The organism is Gulosibacter macacae, assembly GCF_003865375.1.
Classification (GTDB): Bacteria; Actinomycetota; Actinomycetes; order Actinomycetales; family Microbacteriaceae; genus Gulosibacter; species Gulosibacter macacae.
Genome location: NZ_RQVS01000006.1, coordinates 161,423 through 180,625, shown reverse-complemented (window position 1 = coordinate 180,625; position 19,203 = coordinate 161,423). Strand labels below are relative to the sequence as shown.

The 19,203-nt window shown below is 66.7% G+C and carries 14 protein-coding genes; 8 read left to right on the top strand and 6 right to left on the bottom strand.

What is annotated here, in order from left to right:
- Positions 1-26: 26 nt before the first annotated feature.
- The 6 genes from EG850_RS06620 (at position 27) to EG850_RS06595 (ending at position 8,074) form a co-directional block, all read left to right on the top strand.
- Positions 27-2,018 carry a thioredoxin domain-containing protein gene (locus tag EG850_RS06620; RefSeq protein ID WP_124971764.1) on the top strand — a complete coding sequence of 664 codons (1,992 nt, stop codon included), beginning with the start codon at positions 27-29 and terminating at the stop codon, positions 2,016-2,018.
- A 146-nt stretch (positions 2,019-2,164) separates the two neighbouring features.
- Complete coding sequence (locus EG850_RS06615; protein ID WP_124971762.1) at positions 2,165-2,749, top strand: GNAT family N-acetyltransferase; 585 nt, start codon at positions 2,165-2,167, stop codon at positions 2,747-2,749.
- Positions 2,750-2,885: 136 nt separating this feature from the next.
- Complete coding sequence (locus EG850_RS06610) at positions 2,886-4,124, top strand: NAD(P)/FAD-dependent oxidoreductase (protein ID WP_124971760.1); 1,239 nt, start codon at positions 2,886-2,888, stop codon at positions 4,122-4,124.
- A gap of 18 nt (positions 4,125-4,142) precedes the next feature.
- The gene (locus EG850_RS06605; RefSeq protein WP_124971758.1) at positions 4,143-5,186 is read left to right on the top strand and encodes a serine hydrolase domain-containing protein; all 1,044 of its coding nucleotides are present in this window, start codon (positions 4,143-4,145) and stop codon (positions 5,184-5,186) included.
- A 114-nt stretch (positions 5,187-5,300) separates the two neighbouring features.
- The gene (locus tag EG850_RS06600) at positions 5,301-6,668 is read left to right on the top strand and encodes a M20/M25/M40 family metallo-hydrolase (protein WP_124971756.1); all 1,368 of its coding nucleotides are present in this window, start codon (positions 5,301-5,303) and stop codon (positions 6,666-6,668) included.
- A complete protein-coding gene (locus tag EG850_RS06595; protein WP_124971754.1) occupies positions 6,665-8,074 on the top strand; it encodes an MFS transporter in 1,410 nt (469 codons plus the stop codon). Before EG850_RS06600 ends, EG850_RS06595 begins: the two co-directional genes overlap by 4 nt.
- Before the next feature lie 296 nt (positions 8,075-8,370).
- On the opposite strand, the gene EG850_RS13260 is transcribed toward EG850_RS06595, so the two are convergent.
- Entirely contained in the window at positions 8,371-10,680 is a 2,310-nt protein-coding gene (locus tag EG850_RS13260) for a DUF7937 domain-containing protein (protein WP_185714971.1), read from the bottom strand.
- Positions 10,681-10,933: 253 nt separating this feature from the next.
- On the opposite strand from EG850_RS13260, the gene EG850_RS06585 reads away from it, so the two are divergent.
- On the top strand, positions 10,934-11,263 hold the full coding sequence (locus tag EG850_RS06585) for a rhodanese-like domain-containing protein (protein ID WP_124971752.1): 330 nt from the start codon (positions 10,934-10,936) through the stop codon (positions 11,261-11,263).
- A gap of 74 nt (positions 11,264-11,337) precedes the next feature.
- Positions 11,338-13,146 (top strand): DNA helicase RecQ, encoded by a 1,809-nt coding sequence (gene recQ / locus EG850_RS06580; protein ID WP_124971750.1) that lies wholly within the window; start codon positions 11,338-11,340, stop codon positions 13,144-13,146.
- Between the two features lie 224 nt (positions 13,147-13,370).
- Here recQ and EG850_RS06575 read toward each other — a convergent pair whose 3' ends face one another.
- From EG850_RS06575 to EG850_RS06555, 5 genes are all read right to left on the bottom strand, one after another.
- Positions 13,371-13,742 carry a hypothetical protein gene (locus EG850_RS06575; protein ID WP_124971748.1) on the bottom strand — a complete coding sequence of 124 codons (372 nt, stop codon included), beginning with the start codon at positions 13,740-13,742 and terminating at the stop codon, positions 13,371-13,373.
- Between the two features lie 15 nt (positions 13,743-13,757).
- Positions 13,758-14,648 carry a KPN_02809 family neutral zinc metallopeptidase gene (ypfJ, locus tag EG850_RS06570; protein WP_124971746.1) on the bottom strand — a complete coding sequence of 297 codons (891 nt, stop codon included), beginning with the start codon at positions 14,646-14,648 and terminating at the stop codon, positions 13,758-13,760.
- A 32-nt stretch (positions 14,649-14,680) separates the two neighbouring features.
- On the bottom strand, positions 14,681-16,897 hold the full coding sequence (locus EG850_RS06565) for an acyl-CoA dehydrogenase family protein (protein WP_124971744.1): 2,217 nt from the start codon (positions 16,895-16,897) through the stop codon (positions 14,681-14,683).
- A 228-nt stretch (positions 16,898-17,125) separates the two neighbouring features.
- Positions 17,126-18,310 carry an ABC transporter permease gene (locus tag EG850_RS06560; protein ID WP_124971742.1) on the bottom strand — a complete coding sequence of 395 codons (1,185 nt, stop codon included), beginning with the start codon at positions 18,308-18,310 and terminating at the stop codon, positions 17,126-17,128.
- A complete protein-coding gene (locus EG850_RS06555; RefSeq protein WP_124971740.1) occupies positions 18,310-19,197 on the bottom strand; it encodes an ABC transporter ATP-binding protein in 888 nt (295 codons plus the stop codon). The genes EG850_RS06560 and EG850_RS06555 overlap by 1 nt, the downstream gene beginning before the upstream one ends.
- Positions 19,198-19,203 lie beyond the last annotated feature (6 nt).

Sequence of the window (19,203 nt, the reverse complement as noted above, 5' to 3'; positions counted from 1 at the left end):
TCGGCCGCACCTGCAAGGCTCAGCCCATGAACCGACTCGCCGACGCCCCCAGCAGCTACCTCCGCCAGCACGCTGACAACCCCATCGATTGGTGGCCCTGGGGCGAGGATGCACTCGCCGAGGCCGCCCGCCGCAACGTGCCGCTGTTCATTTCGATTGGTTATGCCGCCTGTCACTGGTGCCATGTCATGGCGCACGAGTCGTTTGAAGATCCCGCCATCGCCGCCTATGTCAACGAGCACTTCGTCGCGATCAAAGTCGACCGCGAAGAGCGCCCCGATGTCGACGCCATCTATCTACAAGCCACCGAAGCCCTCGCCGGCCAAGCCGGCTGGCCGATGACCGTGTTCGCAACCCCATCCGGTCGCCCCTTCGCCGCCGGCACCTACTTCCCGCCCGAGCGCCGCGGCAATATGCCCTCGTTCCTCGAGGCCTGCACGAACGTCGCCGAAAGCTGGCACAACCACCGCGACGCCCTCCAGGCGCGCGGCGAGCGCGTCGCCACGGGGTTGCGCCGACTCACTGGCGCTCCCGCGGGCGACCGCTCCCCCGACCTCGACGAGCTCATTGGCCGCACCGCATCCGAGTTCGACGCGCGCAATGGCGGCTTTGGCGGGGCGCCGAAGTTCCCTGGCACCCCACTGCTCACCGGACTCCTCGCACTCCCCGATGGCCAACGCATGGCGTTACGCACCCTCGACGCGATCGAGCAGGGCGGCATCCACGACCTCCTCATCGGCGGCTTCGCCCGCTACACCGTCGACGACACCTGGACTGTGCCGCACTTCGAGAAGATGCTCGCCGACAATGCGCAGCTCCTCGGCGCCTTCGCCGTAGCGGCGCGATTGCGCCCCAAGCATCGCGCGTTCGCCGACGCCGCCCGCGGCATTGTGGGTTGGCTCGAGACTGAGCTACGCACCGCATCCGGCGCCTTCGCCACGAGCCTCGATGCCGACGCTGCTGGAGAGGAAGGTTCGCACGCGGTGTTCACCCGCGCCGAGTTCGGCGAGTTGCTCGGCGACGACGCTGAGTGGGCGGCGAGCGCACTCGGTGTGACCGAGGCTGGCACCTTTGAGCGCGGCGCCTCGGTGCTGCGCTGGTCAATTGACCGCGATGCGCTCAGCGACGACGAGCGGGCAAGGCTCGAGCGCGTGCTTGCAACGTTGCGCTCGGCTCGGGCACGGCGTCCGCAACCCGCCCGCGACGAATCGGTGATTGCCGAGTTCAACGGTCTCGCCATCGATTCCCTCGTGCGGGCGGCGCTCATCCTCGATGAGCGTGGTTGGCTTGCAACTGCGCAGGCCGCGGCCGAAGGGGTGTGGTCGGTGCACTGGAATGCATCGAGCTCGCGCCTCGTGCGTGCCTCGCGTGACGGGGTGGCGGGGTCGGCGCCGGGCACCGCATCCGACTACGGGGCCCTCGCGCTCGGGTTCATTCGGCTGGCCGCAGCGACGGGCTCGGGTGCGTGGATGCAACGGGCTGAGCTCTTGCTCACGGCGGCTGACGCGCATTTCGCTGCGCCTGGTGGCGGCTGGTTCGATGCCGCTGGTGATGTTCCCGGGCTCTTTGTTCGTCCGCGTGAACTCGAGGACGACCCGAGTCCGTCGGGCACGAGCCTCCTCATCGCGGCGCACCGCTTGCTCGCGCGGGTGAGCGATCACCTCGATGAGACTGGGCCCGCGGCCGCCGGGCGCTGGCCGCTACTCGAGCATTCGGCGCGCTGGGCGGGGTGGGCGCTGCGCGATGCCGCCGAGGATGCGGCCAGTGGCGCCGGTGCTCCCGCTGAGATCGTGATCACCGCGCCGGATGCTGTCGACGCTTGGCCGCTCGCGGTCGCTGCTGCGCAACTCGCGCCGAGTGGCTCGGTGGTCGTGATTGCCGACCCCGAGTCGACGCTTGCGACCCCGCTGCTTGAAGGCCGCATCCGGGTCACCGAGCCGACCGCGTTCGTGTGTCGCAACCACACCTGCCGGCTACCGGTCACCGACGCCGCGCAGCTGCCCGCCGCGTTCGCGTGAGCGGGCGCGCGGGGGCCTCGATACGACTCCGCTTCGCTCCGTCTACTCGACCAACCAGGTTTGCTCGCCCGGTCGAATGGAGAGTTTTTGGTTGGTCGAGTAGCGAAGCGTATCGAGACCCGCCCGGCCCCAACTAAGCTCTGCCCATGCATCCCGTCGATTTCCGCACCGACCGACTCGTGCTCGACCAACTCACGATCGACGATGCCGAGCGCGTTGCGGCAACCTGCTCGCAACCGATCTTTGAGCGGTTCATGACCACGCCGTGGCCCTACGAGCGCGCGCACGCAGAGGGCTTCATCACCGAAGTGGTGCCGCTGAACTGGGCCGAGGAGGCCGAGGCGACCTGGGCAATTCGGCTCGCGGATGCATCGCTCGGGTCACCTGCCGAGCGGCTCGCGGGGGTGATTGGTGTGATGGCGCCGTCGATGGACGTCGGATGCTGGCTCGCGGAGGGTTTTCGCGGACACGGCATCATGACGGAGGCCGTACCGGTCGTCGCGCGCTGGGCGCTGGACACGAGGTTTGGCGGAGTGACGGAGCTGTATTGGCAGTGCGTCGCCGGGAATCACGCGTCGGCCGCGGTGGCCCGTCGTGCGGGGTTTCGCTTCGTCGGCTGGCAGCCCGCACGGCACCCGAACCGTGACGGTGCGCATCCGCTCATGCCGACCGGCCGGTGGGCTCCCGACGATGCCGACGCGGCCGCGTCGTGGGATGCGTTGGAGCACTAGCGGCCACAGTCTCGATGCGCTGCGCTTACTCGACCGCCCAAATGTCTGGTTGATCGAGTAGGCCGAAGGCCATATCGAGATCACACCCCACTCGACCACCCAGGGGGCGGGGAGGCTGGACGCGCACAATGGCGACATGACCGCATCCACCTCTCCCCGCCGGGTCGCCGTCGTCGGCGCCGGCGTCGTGGGCCTGTCAACGGCCTGGTTCCTGCAAGAACGCGACATCGAGGTCACGGTCATCGATCGCACCGGCGTCGCCGCCGGTTCCTCCTGGGGGAACGCTGGCTGGCTCACGCCGGGTATCGCCATCCCTCTCCCCGAAGTCGCCGTGCTCCGCTATGGGCTCCGCACCATCTTCAACCCCGCCGCGCCCCTCTACGTACCGCTGCCGCCAAGCCCCCAACTCATCAACTTCCTCCTGCGCTTCGCTCGCAATTGCACAAACGAGCGCTGGCAGCGCGGCATGGCCGCCCTCATCCCCATTAACGGCGAGGCCCTACCTGCGTTCGATGACCTCGCCGCGGGCGGCGTCACGGCCCAGACCCGCGAGGCAACCCCGTTCATCACCGCCTTCCGCAGCCCCGTCGAACGCGAGCCGCTCCTCGATGAACTTTCGCTCATCCGCGCCGCCGGCCAAGACCTCGAATTCGAGTCCATCGACGGCGCGGCAGCCCGCGATCTCGACCCCGCCCTCTCGAACGCGATCACCGCCGCGCTGGTACTGCACGGCCAACGCTTCCTCGATCCGGCCGCCTACACCCACGCGCTCGCCGATGCCGTGACCGCGCGCGGCGGCACAATCCGCACCGGTATCGATGTGCCCACGATCGCTGACGAACCAGGTGGCGTCGTCATCGGCGGCAAGCGCTACGACGCCGCAGTGATCGCCACCGGCGCCCGCCTCGGCGAGCTCGCCCGGCCATTCGGCGTGCGCACTATCGTGCAGGCGGGCCGCGGCTACAGCTTCAGCGTGCCGATCGAGCAGGTGCCGCCGGGGCCCCTCTACTTCCCCGCCGAACGCGTCGCTTGCACGCCCATCGGCGATCGCCTGCGGGTTGCCGGCATGATGGAGTTTCGCTCGCCGGATGCGCCGCTCGATCAGCGCCGCATCCGCGCGATCGTCAACGCGGCGAATCCGCTACTGCGCGGCGCCGACTTCAACCACCGCCGCGACGAGTGGGTGGGCTCGCGCCCCGTCACCCCGAGCGGACTCCCGCTCATCGGCGCCACGAATTCGCCGCATGTGTTCGTCGCCGGTGGCCACGGCATGTGGGGCTTCACACTGGGCCCTGCCACTGGGCGCCTCCTCGCCGAACAGATCGCCACTGGTCGGGTGCCCGCCGCCCTCGCACCCTTCGATCCACTTCGGTGACTCGGCCGGTGTTGACGGATGCTTGACCTCAGCCATGCCCGCCGCCTCGCGCTCCGACGCGGCGGGCGGGCGCACCTGCTCGTCACCCACCGGGGCGACACAGTGCTCGACGAGCGGCTTGGCGTGGGTGCGGAGGCCGCCTTCTGGCCGTTCTCGGTGTCGAAGATCTTCATCGCCACGCTCGTCTGGGCACTGCGCGACGACGGCGTACTCGACGTGGATGCGCCGGTCGCCAACTACTGGCCCGAGTTCGCCGCGGCGGGCAAGAAGGCGATCACCGTGCGTGATGTGCTGCGGCACCGCTCGGGTCTCCCCCGCATCGGTACCGAGGTCGACGAGGTGCTCGTCATGACCGATTGGCAGCGCGCCACCTCGCGCATCGCCGCGGCAACGCCGATCCACGCGCCCGACCAGGAGCCAGCGTACGAGTGGCTCGCGTGGGGATTCATCCTCGGCGAAGTCGCGCGCCGAGCGACGGGTGCTGAACTCGACGAACTCCTACGCGAGCGCATCCTCGAGCCCATTGGCGCGAGTGGCACCTACCTGGGCCTGCCCGATACCGAGCGCTGGCGGGCAGTGCCGTTTGTCGGGCGCGATGTGAGTTCGATCGTGACCGCGACGGTACTCAACCGGGCATCGGTACGGCGGGCGATCATCCCGGCCGGCGGAGTTTCGACGCGAGCCAGTGACCTCACTTCGTTGCTCGAGGCACTGCGACTCGGCGGGGATGCGTTGGACTTGGATCGTGCCACCGTCACTGAGATGACCGCGCCGTCGAATGCCGGGCGCTTCGATCGCTATGCCGGCTCGCGGGTGTGGTGGGGGCAGGGCGTGCAGTTGGGCCAGCCAGGGAAGCGCGCGCTGCGGGCATCGGCATTTGGGCGGAAATCGTCGGCGCGGGCGTTTGGACACAACGGCTCGAACGTGTCGATTGCCTGGACCGACCCCGATCGCGAGCTCACCTTCGTGTACTTGTCGGGGCTCATTGAGCCGTTTCCGGTGAACCGCCTGCGGCTCATGGCGATCGAGGATGCGGTGCTCACCGCCGTCGACGCCGCCTGAGCGGCGGCCGCCGTGCGTGCTGACACTCCCAGCTCCGCGTGCTCGATTTTGCACTGGTCCAATGCTCGCACTTGCGGCGAGCCGCAACCCACCACTGCGCCTAGGCTCACGTGTATGGGCAATGACGCCAACCCCGCTACCGACGACACCGCCGAGCGCCTCGCACGGATGCTCCGCATCCCGACGGTCTCAGCCGACCGCGAGCGCCGCGAACACGCATCCGAGGCACATCCTTTCGCCGACTTCCGCGCGCTCCTGCGCGAGCTCTACCCCCTCCTCCACGAACACACGGAGCACGAAATCATCGACCCCGATGGGCTCGTGTTTCGCTGGCGCGGCACCGATGCATCCCTCGCCCCGGTCGTGTGCATGGCGCACTACGACGTCGTCCCCGCCGATGACCCCGAGCAGTGGCAGCACGCCCCCTTCGATGGCACCATCGCCGACGGCTTTGTCTGGGGCCGGGGCGCGCTCGACGATAAGGGGGCGCTGTGCGTACTCCTCGACGCCGTCGAATCGCTCATGAGCACCGGTCACACACCACCCCGCGATATCGTCATCGCGCTCGGCGGCGACGAGGAGACCTCGGGTGTCTCTGGCCGCGCGATTGCCGCATCCTTCCGCGAGCGCGGTGAGGTGCCCTGGCTCGTGCTCGACGAGGGCGGGGCCGTCGTGGATGCACCGCTCCCCTTCCTCGACACCCCCGCCGCCATGATCGGAGTCGCCGAAAAGGGCATCATGACCGTGCGCCTGAGGGTGCGTGGCTCGGGCGGCCACGCCTCCGCACCGCCGGCGATGTCGACGATTGGCCGCCTCGCCCGCGCGATCCGCCGGCTCGAGCGCAAACCCTTCCCGGCGAAGGCCACCACCACACTCATGGTCCTTCTCGACACCTTTCGCGCCCAAGCCACCGGACGCGGCGCCGCAATCCTCGGTGCGCTTGGCGCATCCGCACCGCTCACTGCGCGGGCATTCGCGAAACTCGGCGGCGAACCGGCCGCTCTCGTGCGCACGACCGTTGCACCGACGATGATCGAGGGCGGTACCGCGACAAACGTGCTCGCACCCGAGGCGACCGCCACGCTCAATCTGCGCATAGCGCCAGGCGAGACCGTGAGCGAGGTGATGCGCGGCCTGCGCCGCCGCATTCGCGATCGAGAAGTCGCGCTCGAACTCATCGCGGGTGAAGCGCCCACCGATGAATCTGCCATTGACTCGCCCCAGTGGCGCACAATCAGCGCGGCCGTGGAGGCAGCCTGGCCGGGCCTACTTGCCGCTCCTTACGTGATGATGGCCGCAACTGACTCCCGCCACTGGCACCGGTTCGCGCCGGCGGTCTACCGTTTCGCGCCGCTCGAGATGCCGGGCGATCTGCGCAGCACCATCCACGCCGTCGATGAGCGCGTACCGGTGGCGACGCTCGCCCGCGGCGTCGAGTATTGGCGAGCCCTACTCATCTCGATTCCAGGAGCCGAGTCATGACGCTGAGCACGAAATCGATCTGGGGCATCGTCGGCGCACTCGCCTTCGTTGAGCTCACGAGCGGCATTTTGCAGGGCTACTACACGCCCTTCCTCACCGACATCGCCCGGCACTACAACGTGCACGATGCCGATGTGAACTGGCTCGAGGGCGCGCAGCTCATGCTTGCGGCGCTGCTTGTGCCCGCTTTCGCAAAGCTCGGCGATCGTGTCGGCCACCGCCGGATGCTGCTCATCAGCGCCATTGTCACCGCACTTGCGTCGTTCGGTCTCGTCGTCGCGCCGACCTGGGGCTGGTTCCTCGTGGCCTGGGCGCTTCAGGGCGCCTATGTGGTCTGGCTACCGCTTGAAATCGCGCTCGTGTGGGCGCGCTCGCGCGGCGGCGAGCGGCCCGCCGCGACGACCGCGAAAGCCGCGGGTGTGCTAGTCGCCGCCCTCGAGATCGGCGCCATTGTCGGTGCGCTCGGTGGCGGCGCACTCATCGACGCCCTACCGCTGCAGACCGTGCTTCTCATTCCCGCCATCGCCGTCACGATCTGCGCCATCGTAATCGGCTTGTTCGTACGCGACCTGCCCGCCGAGCGCGAACGCATCCCATTCGATCTCGTCGGTCTCACCCTCATTTCGCTCGCGCTCCTCGCGCTCACGGGCGGGCTGTCGCTCCTGCGCCTTGACCCGGCCATGCCGCTCGCCTGGCTCTGCGTCGCCGCCGGCATCGCACTCATCTGGCCGTTTGCGCGCTGGGAACTCCGCCACGCCGACCCGCTCATCGATGTGCGCATGTTCCGCAATCCGGCGCTCTGGCCGGTGTTCCTCACGGCGGGACTGTTCGGCATGAGCGTGCTCGGCGCGCAGGCGCCCCTGTCGACCTTCGCGCGCACCGACCCGGATGCAGTGGGGTACGGACTCGGCACCACCGGCTTCGCGACCTCGCTCATTATCGGTGCCTATGTGCTGACGCTCGCGATCGGTGCGCTCCTCTATCCGCTCGCCGCGCGCGCCACTTCGCCGCGGCTCACGCTCGCGGGCGCGGTGGCACTCGTCGGCCTCGGCTACCTCATGTTCCTCCCCTTCCACGACAGCTATGGGCAGGTGATCACCAACATGGTGATCGCCGGGCTCGGTTCGGGCGCGCTGGTCGCGGCACTGCCGGCGACGGCCGCGGCCGCGGCTCCGGATGCGCAAACCGGCGTCGCCACCGGCCTCACGAACTCAGTGAAAACAGTTGGTGGAGCAATTGCATCCTGTGTCTTTGGCCTCGCGCTCATGCAGGGCGCCGCGGCGACTGCTGGGTCGTTTGCGGGCTATGTGACGGTGTGGGTGGTGTGCGCGGTCTCCGCATTCGTGGCTGCGGCCTGTCTGCTTTTTGTGGTGCCGCGCGGAACCGGCGCGTTCGAGGCGCGCTGAGCCCCGCCCGCATCCGAGTGCTGAGGCTCTCCCCCATCCGAGTGCTGAGCCCACCCACATCCGAGTGCTGAGGCCCTCGAAGCACGTGGACGTACCTAGTGGAACTCTCGCCGTCCCTAGTGGAACCCCGGCGATTGAAATGGACGTGAAAAATCCCTGGTCAGTGCAGCACGCGACTGAATTTAGGCGCGCTCAGGGTTCCACTCGTCACGGAACGAGTTCCACTTGGCACGGCCACACGAGCCGGTAGGAAAGCAAGTGGCCCCCGCATTATGCGGGGGCCACTCCAGTTACACCTACGCGCTGTGTCCGCGCGCCTGCAGGTATTGCATCACCGTCGGGTCGCCGGTCGTGGCGAGCCAGTCGAGCAGCTGCGGGGATGCGGCAGGTGCCGAAGCAAGGTAAGGCCACAGTTCGCGGTGAGCCGCCATACCGTCGAGCTCGGCCGACGGGGTCGACGGGTCGAGTGCGCGGCGGGCCATGCCGGGCAGGTCAACCTCGGCGGGCTGGGCTGCCGGAGCCTCCTGTGCCGGCTGGTCCTGCGATGCACCGTAGCTGCTGCCCGCGGCGAGCTGCTGCTCGCCGAAACCCTGGGCACCGACTGTGTCGGATGCAGGCTGACCCTGGTGCTGCACGCCAGACTCGTAACCGGTCGGCGTTGCCTGCTCACCGAAGCCGTAGGCTCCGGTCGGCTGGGTGCCGGGCTGGGCCTGCTGCGCACCAGCGTCATAACCGCCGCCCTGCGCCGACTGCTGTCCGCCGAAGTCGTAACCACCGGTCGCCTGCGGCGCCTGCTGGCCACCGAAGTCGTAACCACTCGTCGGCTGCGCGCCGTAGCCACTCTGACCCTGCGGCGAGCCGCCAAAGTCATAGCCGCTCGTCGGCTGCTGCGGAGCCTGCTGGTAGCCGCCCGGCTGTCCCGGCTGCTGACCGAAGCCCTGCGGCTGGCCCTGCTGCGGGTAACCGCCCTGCTGGCCAAAGCCCGGCTGACCGGCACCCTGCTGCTGACCGCCAAAGCCCTGCTGGCCGCCAGCCGCAGCCAGCTGCATCCCGAGACCTGTGCGGCGGTAGAACTCCTTGACTTCCTTCGGCAGCACGACGCCGAGCGTGAGCGCGATCGGGAAGAAGAAGAGCGCGGCAAGTGCGTAGACCGCTGGCAGCATGATGACGGTCTTGAAGCCGCCCGCGCTCTGCTGCACGAGCGCGAAGATCGACACGAGCAGCCCCAGCAGCACGGTGCCGCCGAGCACGGCGAGCAGCACCAATTGCTTGGTTGAGTCGCGACGGCTCTTGAGCATGAGGTAACCGAACACCGCGGCACCCACCACCAGGAACGCAAAGATCAGCGTGAGAATCGTCGGCACGAGGCGACCGCTATCGTCAGCCGCTGAGGGCATGTTGTTGCCAAGCGAGATGAACGAACGAATTGCGGCGAGCACCATCGCGAACGCTGCGGCTGCCACGATGAGTAGGCCCAGTCCCACGGCGTTGAACCAGCGGTGCGTCGGGTCGATGGGGCGGCGGTTCGCCAGGTTCACCGGGCTAATTGCCATGGCGGCGAGCACCGGCGTGAACGCCAGCGCGAGACCGACGAGCCGGATGGTGTCGACGCCGTTGACCGAGAGGCCCAGTCCAAAGATGCCGTCGACGAGCCACGCAAGTGCTGCCGAGACGCCGACACCGAGCGCGAGCAGTCGTCCCGGCTCTGAACCGAGGATGAGGAGCACGAGCGGCAGCCCGAGGAACGCCGCGCCGAAGAGCAGGGCGGCAATCACGAGCAAGATAGCGCCGAATGATTTGAGCTCGACCATGGTCATGATCTGCACGACCACCATGAGCAGGAGCGAGAGGCCGGCGAGACCGGCGATGACGTAGCCCATGATCTTGCAGACCAATTGCATGATTCGGCCCTGCGGCGACTGCAGACCACCAAGTGCCTTCAGCTCATAGTCGCGCGGCTGCGCGGTCAGCGCGGCACCGAGCAGACCGATGGCGGCGCCGCCACCGAGGCCAAGGCCGAGCGAGATCGCATCCATCGAGGATTCGGTCGCGGTGCGGAACGAGGTGACGAAGTCGAAGATCGTGTAGACCACGACCGTGAGAATGAACGGCGCCTGCGAGCCCAGCCGGATGTAGTGCGCAAGCTGTGGCGACACCGGCACGAGGCCAAAGCGAGTAAATAGCTGGAACACACCACCGAGTGCAGCCACGATCGCAGTGATCACCGCCGCCACGGTGACCGCGGTGAGCCGCGGCCCGTCGACCGTGCCGTGCCAAATCATGACGAGCGAGATGAGCAGGAGCGCCGGGCCGCCGAGGTCGCGTACCCAGTCGAGCGGCGTGCCCTGCGCGGTCACTCGCGGCGGACGCGGCTGCGCGGGTTGCTGCGGAGCGGGCTGGCCGAACTGGCCCTGCTGGCCCTGCTGGCCAAACTGGCCCTGCTGACCGTACTGAGCCTGCTGGCCCTGCTGGTCAAAGCCACCAGGCTGACCGGCAAACTGACCGGGTTGCCCGCCATATTGCGGCTGCTGACCGTACTGCGGCTGACCACCGAAGGGCGGCTGACCTGCGCCACCAGGCTGCTGGTTCGGATACTGATTGGACACGGTGTGACTCCTTCGCCCGCAGAGCAAACTCCACAGGGGTGTCGGTGAACAGTTGCGTCGGTATTCAGCGAACCAACCGCCCAGCTCCGTGTGATGCGAGCCCAGACGGTCCTTTCGCATTCGGCGTGAGCCTATCGCGTCGAAGCCGCGCGGCCGGTACCTTCACGCGAATGTCATCCGCCAGTCGCGCATCCTTTCGCTGTTCCGCCCCGGATCTCAGCCCATTGGCGGACTCGCGGCCTACGGTGAGCACATGAATCAGATCACTCCGAAGGAGCTCGCCGCGCTCGGCGAGAACGTGCATCTCATTGACGTGCGCGAGGCCGACGAGCACGCTGAGTTCCGCGTGCCCTACGCCAAGAACATCCCGCTCAGTGAGTTCGCCGAGCGCGTGGATGAGGTGCCAGACGGCGCCTACATCATGTGCCTCGCAGGTGGTCGCTCGGCCAAGGCGTGCGAGTTCCTCGACCGTCTCGGCCGCCAGGCCACCAACGTCACCGGCGGCATTACTGCCTGGGAAGACGAGGGTGGCGCACTCGTTTACGGGTCGGTGGCCCACGCATCCGAAGGTGAAATTAGCTAACAGCTGCCAGCGCCGTACGCGCACAATCCACAGCCGCACGCTCCCACCCGAAGCCGCGGCCTAGGCTGGTGCGCATGACTCACGCCCTCGATCTGCTGCAGCGCGTCTGGGGCTATCCGAACTTCCGCGGCGACCAGCACGCCATCGTCGATCAGGTGATCGGCGGTGGCGATGCGGTCGTGCTCATGCCCACCGGCGGCGGCAAGTCGCTCTGCTATCAGGTGCCGGCGCTCGCTCGCCCCGGCACTGGCGTGGTGATTTCGCCGCTCATTGCGCTCATGCACGATCAGGTGGATGCGCTTGATCAGCTCGGTGTGCGTGCCGCCTATCTCAATTCGACGCTCGACCCGGAGCGTCGCCGCGAGGTCGAACAGGCCTATCTCGCGGGCGAGCTCGATCTCCTCTACCTTGCGCCCGAGCGCCTCCAAGCGACGGTGCCGTTGCTACAACGCGGCAAGATTGCCCTGTTCGCGATTGACGAGGCGCACTGTGTCTCGCAATGGGGCCACGACTTCCGCCCTGACTATTTGCAACTCGGCGTGCTTGGCGAACTCTGGCCCGAGGTGCCGCGCATCGCACTCACCGCGACGGCCACCCTGCAAACACGCAGCGAGATCGTCGAGCGGCTGGGTCTGCATGATGCGGCCCGTTTCGTCTCAAGCTTCGATCGTCCGAACATCCAGTACCGCATTGTGCCCAAAGATCGAGCTCGGGATGCACTGCTCAAGTTCATCAAGCAAGAGCATGCTGGCGACGCGGGCATCGTCTACTGTCTCTCGCGCAAGTCGGTGGAGCAGACCGCTGAGTATTTGCGCGATCGCGGTATCGAAGCGCTCCCCTATCACGCGGGATTGCCTGCCGAAGTGCGCGCCGCGAACCAATCGCGCTTCCTACGCGAAGACAGCATCGTGATGTGCGCGACGATCGCGTTCGGCATGGGCATCGATAAGCCAGATGTGCGCTTTGTCGCGCACCTCGACCTGCCGAAGTCAGTTGAGGGCTACTACCAAGAGACCGGCCGCGCGGGTCGTGATGGCGAACCCTCGACCGCTTGGCTTGCCTATGGCCTGCAGGATGTCGTGCAACTCAGCCGCATGATCGACCAGGGCGAAGGGGATGAGTTCCACAAGCGCCAGCAGCGGCTCCACCTCGACGCCATGCTCGCGCTCTGCGAGACCGCCGGCTGCCGACGCCAGATGCTGCTCGCCTACTTCGGCGAGGAGTCGGCGCCCTGCGGCAATTGTGACAATTGCATCCAGCCGCCCGAAACGTGGGACGGCACGGTGCCAGCGCAGAAACTGCTGTCGACGATCGTGCGCCTCGACCGCGAGCGCGGCCGCAGCTACGGCGCGGGTGCGGTGATCGATGTGTTGCTCGGCAAGCGCACCGATCGGGTCGTGCAGGGTCGGCACGATGAGCTGACGACCTTCGGCATCGGCAATGAATTGGATGAGGCCGGCTGGCGGTCGGTTGCGCGGCAGCTCCTCGCGCAGCGCTTCATGGAGTCGGTGGGGGAATACGGGGTGCTCGCGGTGACCGCGCTTGGTGCCGAGGTGCTTGCGGGGCGGGCGCCGGTGACGCTGCGGAAGGATCTCGAGCGTCGTGCCGTGCGGTCGACACGTCGAGCTGCGACTGCGGCGGCTGTGGATGAGTTGCAGCCAGATCAGCTGGCCCGCTTCGAGCAGCTGCGTGAATGGCGGCGCGAGATGGCGAAGGCGCAGGGCGTGCCCGCCTATGTCGTGTTCAACGACTCCACGCTGCGCGAACTTGCCGTCGAGCGGCCCTCAACATTGGGCGAGCTCGCCGGAATTTCGGGTGTCGGCCGCTCAAAGCTCGAACACTACGGCGACGAGGTGCTTGAGGTGCTCGCAGGCGTCGGCTAAGCCCGTGACTCCCGCGCCCTGAGGCAACCCACACCCCGAGGCAACCGCACCCTGAGGCAACCCGCGCCCAGTGGCAACCGCGCCCTGAGGCAACCGCGCCCTGAGGCTCTCGAAGGGCGACGCCGCAGCGACAACCACATCCACTAATACGCACGCTTCCGACTAATACGCGCGCTGCAGCGGGCGTATTAGTCGGGAGCGCGCGTATTAGCGCCGCACAGCGCCTACGCGAAGAACAGATACCCCATCGGCATCATGACCACACCGGTGCCAACGGCAAGCAACAACAGACCACCGACCAAGAACGCAGTGCCGCGGCGCCGCGCATCCTTCACGAGCACCGAGTTATCGACCGGCGCAGCGGCCTCGTCACCGACGATGCCCGTGCCGATCCACTGCGGCGCATCCTCGAAATCGCTCGGCACTTCGAGGCCGTCAGTTTGAGCCGGAACCGCACCCGAATACTGCGGCGCGACCGGGTCACCCGCATGAGGCGCACGCACAAGCAGCACGATGCCAATGATCGCGAGTGCAATGCCGCCGAGCGCCATGACACCGCCGATGGCAATGCCAATGACATAGATCAGAAGAAACAAGTCGAATCGCCCTACCTACAGGTCGCGCCCCGGCACATCGAAGGTGTTACACGCTCCAACGCCCTGCTGGTAGCCCTTGATGAGCCAGTTCGTGCGCTGCTCACTCGTGCCGTGCGAGAACTTCTCGGGCTGCACGCGCATGCCAGCCTGTTCCATGATGTTGTCGTCACCGATCGCCTGCGCCGATGAGATCGTCGTCTGGATTTCTTCGCGAGTCGGTTCCTTCAGAATCTGGTTGCCGTTCGCATCCGTGTAGTTCGCGGCGCTGCCCATCCACGCACCGGCGAGGCAGTCGGCCTGCAACTCGAGGCGCACCATGCCGCTGGTCGGGCCGGTGTCGTTGCTACTCACCTGCGAGAGCACACCGCCAAGGTTCTGGATGTGGTGACCCCACTCGTGCGCGAGCACATACATTTCAGCGAGCGGACCGCCCGAGGCGCCGTAGCGCTGCTCGAGGATCGTGTAGAACGCGGTGTCAATGTAGATGCCCTGGTCAGACGGGCAATAGAACGGACCAACCGCGTTGGAGGCGGTACCGCAGGCGCTCGAAGTCGAGTCGTCGTAGATCACAATGGTGGGGTCGACATAGTTCGAGATACCCACGCGCGGCGCGTTTTCGGCCCAGTACTGCTCGAGGGTCACAGCGGCACCCTCCATGCGGCAGTCAATGTTGGCATTCGCCTCAGCACCGGTGCACTGCAGGTCTTCGGCTTGCTGCACCTGTGATGAGTCTTGGCCCGGCGTAAACATCTGGGTGATGTCGAAGCCGAGGAACTGCATCGACAAGAACCCGATGATGAGCACGAGAATGCCACCACCACCGGCAATCGCACCGCCGCGACCGCCACCACTACGGCGGCGTTGCACGTTGCTCGAGTCAAAGCTCGAGTTGTCGTTGAAGGTCATGCGCTAAATGTACCGTCATGCACCGTCAAGAACTACCGATTCGTCTTGGCGGCGCGCTCGGCCCGGCGGCGGTCGCGATAGAGCGTCCGCTCGTCAACCGGGGCGTTGCCGGATGCACGCAACTCGGCAAAGTAGGCAGCCGCCTCTTCCTGCCGCTCAAGTTCGGCGCCGGTGGCGATCTTCGCGCGCAGGTGCGCATCCGTGTACCCAAACGCATCCACGAGATCTTGGGCGTGCGGACGCAGGCGCGCGAGCAGGCGGTTCGCGTAGGACGAGACCATGCGCGCGCGCTGGGCGGTAAGGCGACCCGACATGAGGTACCAGCCAAGATCACGCTCGATCGCAGTGAGGCCGAGTAGGTCGCGCAGCCAGGTGAGCACGCGGTGCGTGTCGGAGTCGACGTCGAACTCTTCGAGCTTGCGGGTGAACGCTTCCCACTGGATGAGTTCGGCGTAGGCGTGCGCGGTCTCGATGAGCTTGTTCTGCTGGGCATTGAACGCGGCTTGTTGCTCTGCAGGGCTCGCCTTAGCGACGCGGTTGAGGGCCGCAGCAATCTCGGCAATCGGCTCTTCGACGCGGGCGGCGAGGAGGTTGCGTTGCGTTTCGGCCTGGCGCAACCACCCGACCGAGCGGCCGTGGAAGCCGAGGTCGCCGACATGGCCGCCGAGTCGTGAGAGTCCGATGCCGCGGAAGGCACGATCGGCAACCTGCGTGGCGATGGTGCGGGCCGGGTCGCCCTTAATTTTCTTCGCGTAGTCCTCAAGCAGGCGCTTGCCGACGAGCTGCAACAGCACGTTGTTGTCGCCCTCGAAGGTCGTGTAAATATCGAGGTCATGGTGGAGGAGCGCGATGCGGTTTTCGGCGAGGAAGCCGGCGCCGCCGCAGGCCTCGCGGCATTCCTGCAGCGTCGCCATCGCCTGCCAGGTCGAGGCGGGCTTGAGCGCGGCGGCGAGAGTTTCGAGGTCGGCGCGGTTATCGGGGGTGTCGTCGATGCCTTGGAACACCTCGTGGAACTTCCGCAGGAACTCGTCGTGCGCGAAGGTGGCGGCGTAGGCCTGCGCGAGGCGCGGCAACAGTCGGCGCTGGTGGCGCTGGTAATCGAGCAACACCGTCTCGCGACCCGTGCCGGCGTTGTCGAATTGGCGACGCTGGTTCGCGTAAGTGATCGCGATCTGGAGGCCCGCCTGCATCGCTACTGCAGCCGCCCCGTCGAGCGAGACGCGGCCCTGCACGAGCGTGCCGAGCATGACGAAAAAGCGACGGCCGGGCGAATCAATATCGGATGAATAGGTGCCGTCGGCGGCGACGTCGCCGTAGCGATTGAGCAGGTTTTCGCGCGGGATGCGCACATTGGTGAAGTGCAGACGGCCATTGTCGATGCCATTGAGACCGCCCTTGACGCCGTCATCTTCGCCGCCGATGCCGGGGAGGAAGTTGCCTTCGTCGTCGCGGATCGGCACGAAGAAGGCGTGCACGCCGTGGTTGACGCCCTTGGTGATGAGCTGGGCGAAGAGCACTGCGGCCTTGCCGTGCTTGGCGGCGTTACCGAGGTAGTCCTTCCAGGCCCCGCGGAAGGGGGTGTGGATAACGAACTCTTCGGTGTCGATGTCGTAGGTCGCGGTGGTGCCGACCGAGGCGACATCGGAGCCGTGGCCGGTTTCGGTCATGGCGTAAATGCCGGGAAGTTCCATCGACATGAGCTTCGGCAGCCACTTGTCATGGTGCTTTTCAGTGCCGAGGTGGAAGATCGCGCCACCGAATAGTCCCCACTGCACACCCGACTTGATCTGCAGGCTCGGGTCGGCGAGGAAGAGTTCTTCGAAGGCGGCGATATTGCCACCGGCGGTGTGCCCGCCGCCGTACTTCTTCGGATAGGCAAGGCCTGGGGTGCCCTTTTCAGCAAGCGCGAAGAGTTGTCCGAGCACGCGATCGCGGTGTTCGGGCATCGCGAGTGAGTCATCCCGCCAGAATTGCGGGTCCGCGGCGATCGCGCGCGAGCGAGCACGCTCTTCCGGCCAGGTGCCGAAGATGGCGCGACGCACTGCATCCTGGTCGATACCGCCGGTGCGTGCCGGCGCAACGTCGAGATCGGGGTCGTCGAGACCATCGTTAGCGGCGTCGACGGCGGCTTCGGTGAGTGCGGTCTCAGCGGCATCAGCTGCGGCGACCTCGTGGGGCTCGAGGCTGGGGTCGATGGGCTGCGGGGCGGCGATGGTGTCGGTCACGTTTCCTCCTCGACGACGCGACATTGCGTTATTCGAGGGCACGCTACGCGTGAAGGCTGGAGCGCGAACGCGGATCGGGCGGAGCCAACAAAGCTGGCTCCGCCCGATCGGTCAGGAACTAGTGGCAAGTGACAAAAACACGCGGCGGCGTTCGTGTGATCCCGCCAGTGGCCGGATGCCCGTTTACCCCGCGCCGTGCGCCCGGCGCGCCCGCCACGCATCCCCGTCACTAACCAGGATGCAGTCGCGCGGCTATCCCTTCAACGCGTCGGTGAGCTTCACCTTGCCCTGCGTCCGCAGCACCGAGTTCTCGTAGATGCGCGCACCGAGCCAGATGGCCGCGGCGACAGTGACGAGCAGGATCGCGAGCGCGACCAGCGGCTCCCACCACTGCGCCCAGCCCTGATAGATGCGCACTGGCATGGCGACCGGCGCCGAGAACGGGATGTAGCTCATCCAGCCCATGAGCTGCGGGTTCGACGAGAACGTGATGACCAGGATGTACGGAATCATCGCGAGCATCATGAGCATGCTCGTCGCGCTCGGCACATCCTCGGGGCGCGACACCGTGGCCGCGAGTCCGCCGTAGAGCGCGGCAAAGAGCACGAATCCCGGGAAGAAGAGCACCACGAACCAGAGGAACGACGGGCCAAGCAGCGACGCAATGTCACCCTGGCCAGCGATCGCGAAGCACACCATCGCCACGAGCACGATCGCGAGCACCTGGCCGACCGCGAGCACTGTGCCGCCGATCACCTTGCCGGCGAGAATCGCGCTCGGTCGCAGCGTCGAGAGCAAGATCTCAACAATGCGCGAGGCCTTCTCTTCAACCACCGACTGCGCAATGCGCGAGGCATACATCATGATCGATGAGAAGTAGAGCACGCCAAAGCCGAGGCCCATGAAATAGCCGAGCAACGGGTCGACACCACCCTGGTAGCTCAGCTGGCCGGCCAGCGGCTGCACTGTGAGTGCCTGCGCGATGTTCGTGGGGTACGAGTCGAGCGACACGAGCATGCCGGGAAGCCCGGCCGGCACCTCTAGGGGCGCGCCATTGGGCATGAAGAGTTCGACGCCGGCGAGATCGTCAGCGCTCACCCAGGCTGCACGCACCGTGCCGTCGCGAACGAGATCGAGCGCTTCGGCCGCGGTAGCCGTCGTCGTCGCTTCAAGCCCGGCGGCTTCAAGCTGGGCGGGGTCTTCGGCAGTCGCCACGGTGTTCGCGCCGTCGCCCATCGCCGAGACGAAGAAATCACCGATGAAGCGCTGACCAAGGATGAGCAGTGCCACGACCACGAGCGTGATCACGAAGCTCCAAATAAACGCCGGCGTGCGCAGCGTCGTGATGATTTCACGCTTCGCGACGAGCATGGTGCCGCTCATCGTGCTCACCTCTCGAGTGGGCCGAACGGTGGTGGCGGGAGTTGCGGTCGACATCAGCGGACCTCCTTGAAGATCGTCTTAAGCGGCACGAGTTCGCGCTGGAATCGGTGCACTGCGCCGCGCTCGAGCGCCTGACGCAAGAGCTGCTGGGCGGCAGCCTTGGAGTTATCGCCAGCCAGGTGCACGATCACGTCGCCGCCCTCTCGACCGGCGATCGTGACGCCTGGTTGCTGCTCGATCCACCCAGCGTCATCAATGCCAAAGCGGTAAAGGCCCTGCGAGTGCTGTTCCTGCAACGCCTGGCGCGCACCCTTGGCGACCACGCGACCGTTCGAAATGATCACGAGGTCATCCGAGAGCTTCTCAACCACCTCGAGTTGGTGCGATGAAAAGAGCACGGGCGCTCCCGCATCCGCTCGCTCTTGCAGCACTGCGAGCACTGCCTCGACGGCAATCGGGTCGAGACCCGAGAACGGCTCGTCAAGAATGAGGATGCTCGGGTCATGCACGAGCGCCACGCAGATCTGGGCGCGCTGCTGGTTACCGAGCGAGAGGTCTTCGACCTTGCTCTCGCGGCGCTCGGCGAGACCAACGCGCTCGAGCAATTCGTCGGCGCGCTTCGCGGCGGAGGTCTTGTCGACCCCGTGCAGCTGCGCGAAGTAGACGATCTGCTCGTGCACCTTCATCTTCGGGTAGAGCCCGCGCTCCTCCGGCATATAGCCAATACCCGCTCGGTCGGCGTTGCTGATCGACCGAGCGTTCACGAGCACCTCACCCGAGTTCGGCCGGATAAGGCCAAGAATCGCGCGCATCGTCGTGGTCTTACCGGCACCGTTGGCACCGACGAAGCCGGTGAGATGTCCCGGGGCAACCTCGAACGACACGTCATCGAGCACTTGGCGATCGCCATAGTGGTGGCTCAGATTACGTACTTCGAGCATCGATAC

Bases quoted from the DNA above. Each gene is read 5' to 3' on its own strand.
- EG850_RS06620 (WP_124971764.1), top strand. From the start codon at position 27: ATGAACCGACTCGCCGACGCCCCCAGCAGCTACCTCCGCCAGCACGCT.
- EG850_RS06615 (WP_124971762.1), top strand. From the start codon at position 2,165: ATGCATCCCGTCGATTTCCGCACCGACCGACTCGTGCTCGACCAACTC.
- EG850_RS06610 (WP_124971760.1), top strand. From the start codon at position 2,886: ATGACCGCATCCACCTCTCCCCGCCGGGTCGCCGTCGTCGGCGCCGGC.
- EG850_RS06605 (WP_124971758.1), top strand. From the start codon at position 4,143: ATGCTTGACCTCAGCCATGCCCGCCGCCTCGCGCTCCGACGCGGCGGG.
- EG850_RS06600 (WP_124971756.1), top strand. From the start codon at position 5,301: ATGGGCAATGACGCCAACCCCGCTACCGACGACACCGCCGAGCGCCTC.
- EG850_RS06595 (WP_124971754.1), top strand. From the start codon at position 6,665: ATGACGCTGAGCACGAAATCGATCTGGGGCATCGTCGGCGCACTCGCC.
- EG850_RS06585 (WP_124971752.1), top strand. From the start codon at position 10,934: ATGAATCAGATCACTCCGAAGGAGCTCGCCGCGCTCGGCGAGAACGTG.
- recQ (WP_124971750.1), top strand. From the start codon at position 11,338: ATGACTCACGCCCTCGATCTGCTGCAGCGCGTCTGGGGCTATCCGAAC.
- ypfJ (WP_124971746.1), bottom strand. From the start codon at position 14,648: ATGACCTTCAACGACAACTCGAGCTTTGACTCGAGCAACGTGCAACGC.
- EG850_RS06565 (WP_124971744.1), bottom strand. From the start codon at position 16,897: ATGTCGCGTCGTCGAGGAGGAAACGTGACCGACACCATCGCCGCCCCG.
- EG850_RS06560 (WP_124971742.1), bottom strand. From the start codon at position 18,310: ATGTCGACCGCAACTCCCGCCACCACCGTTCGGCCCACTCGAGAGGTG.
- EG850_RS06555 (WP_124971740.1), bottom strand. From the start codon at position 19,197: ATGCTCGAAGTACGTAATCTGAGCCACCACTATGGCGATCGCCAAGTG.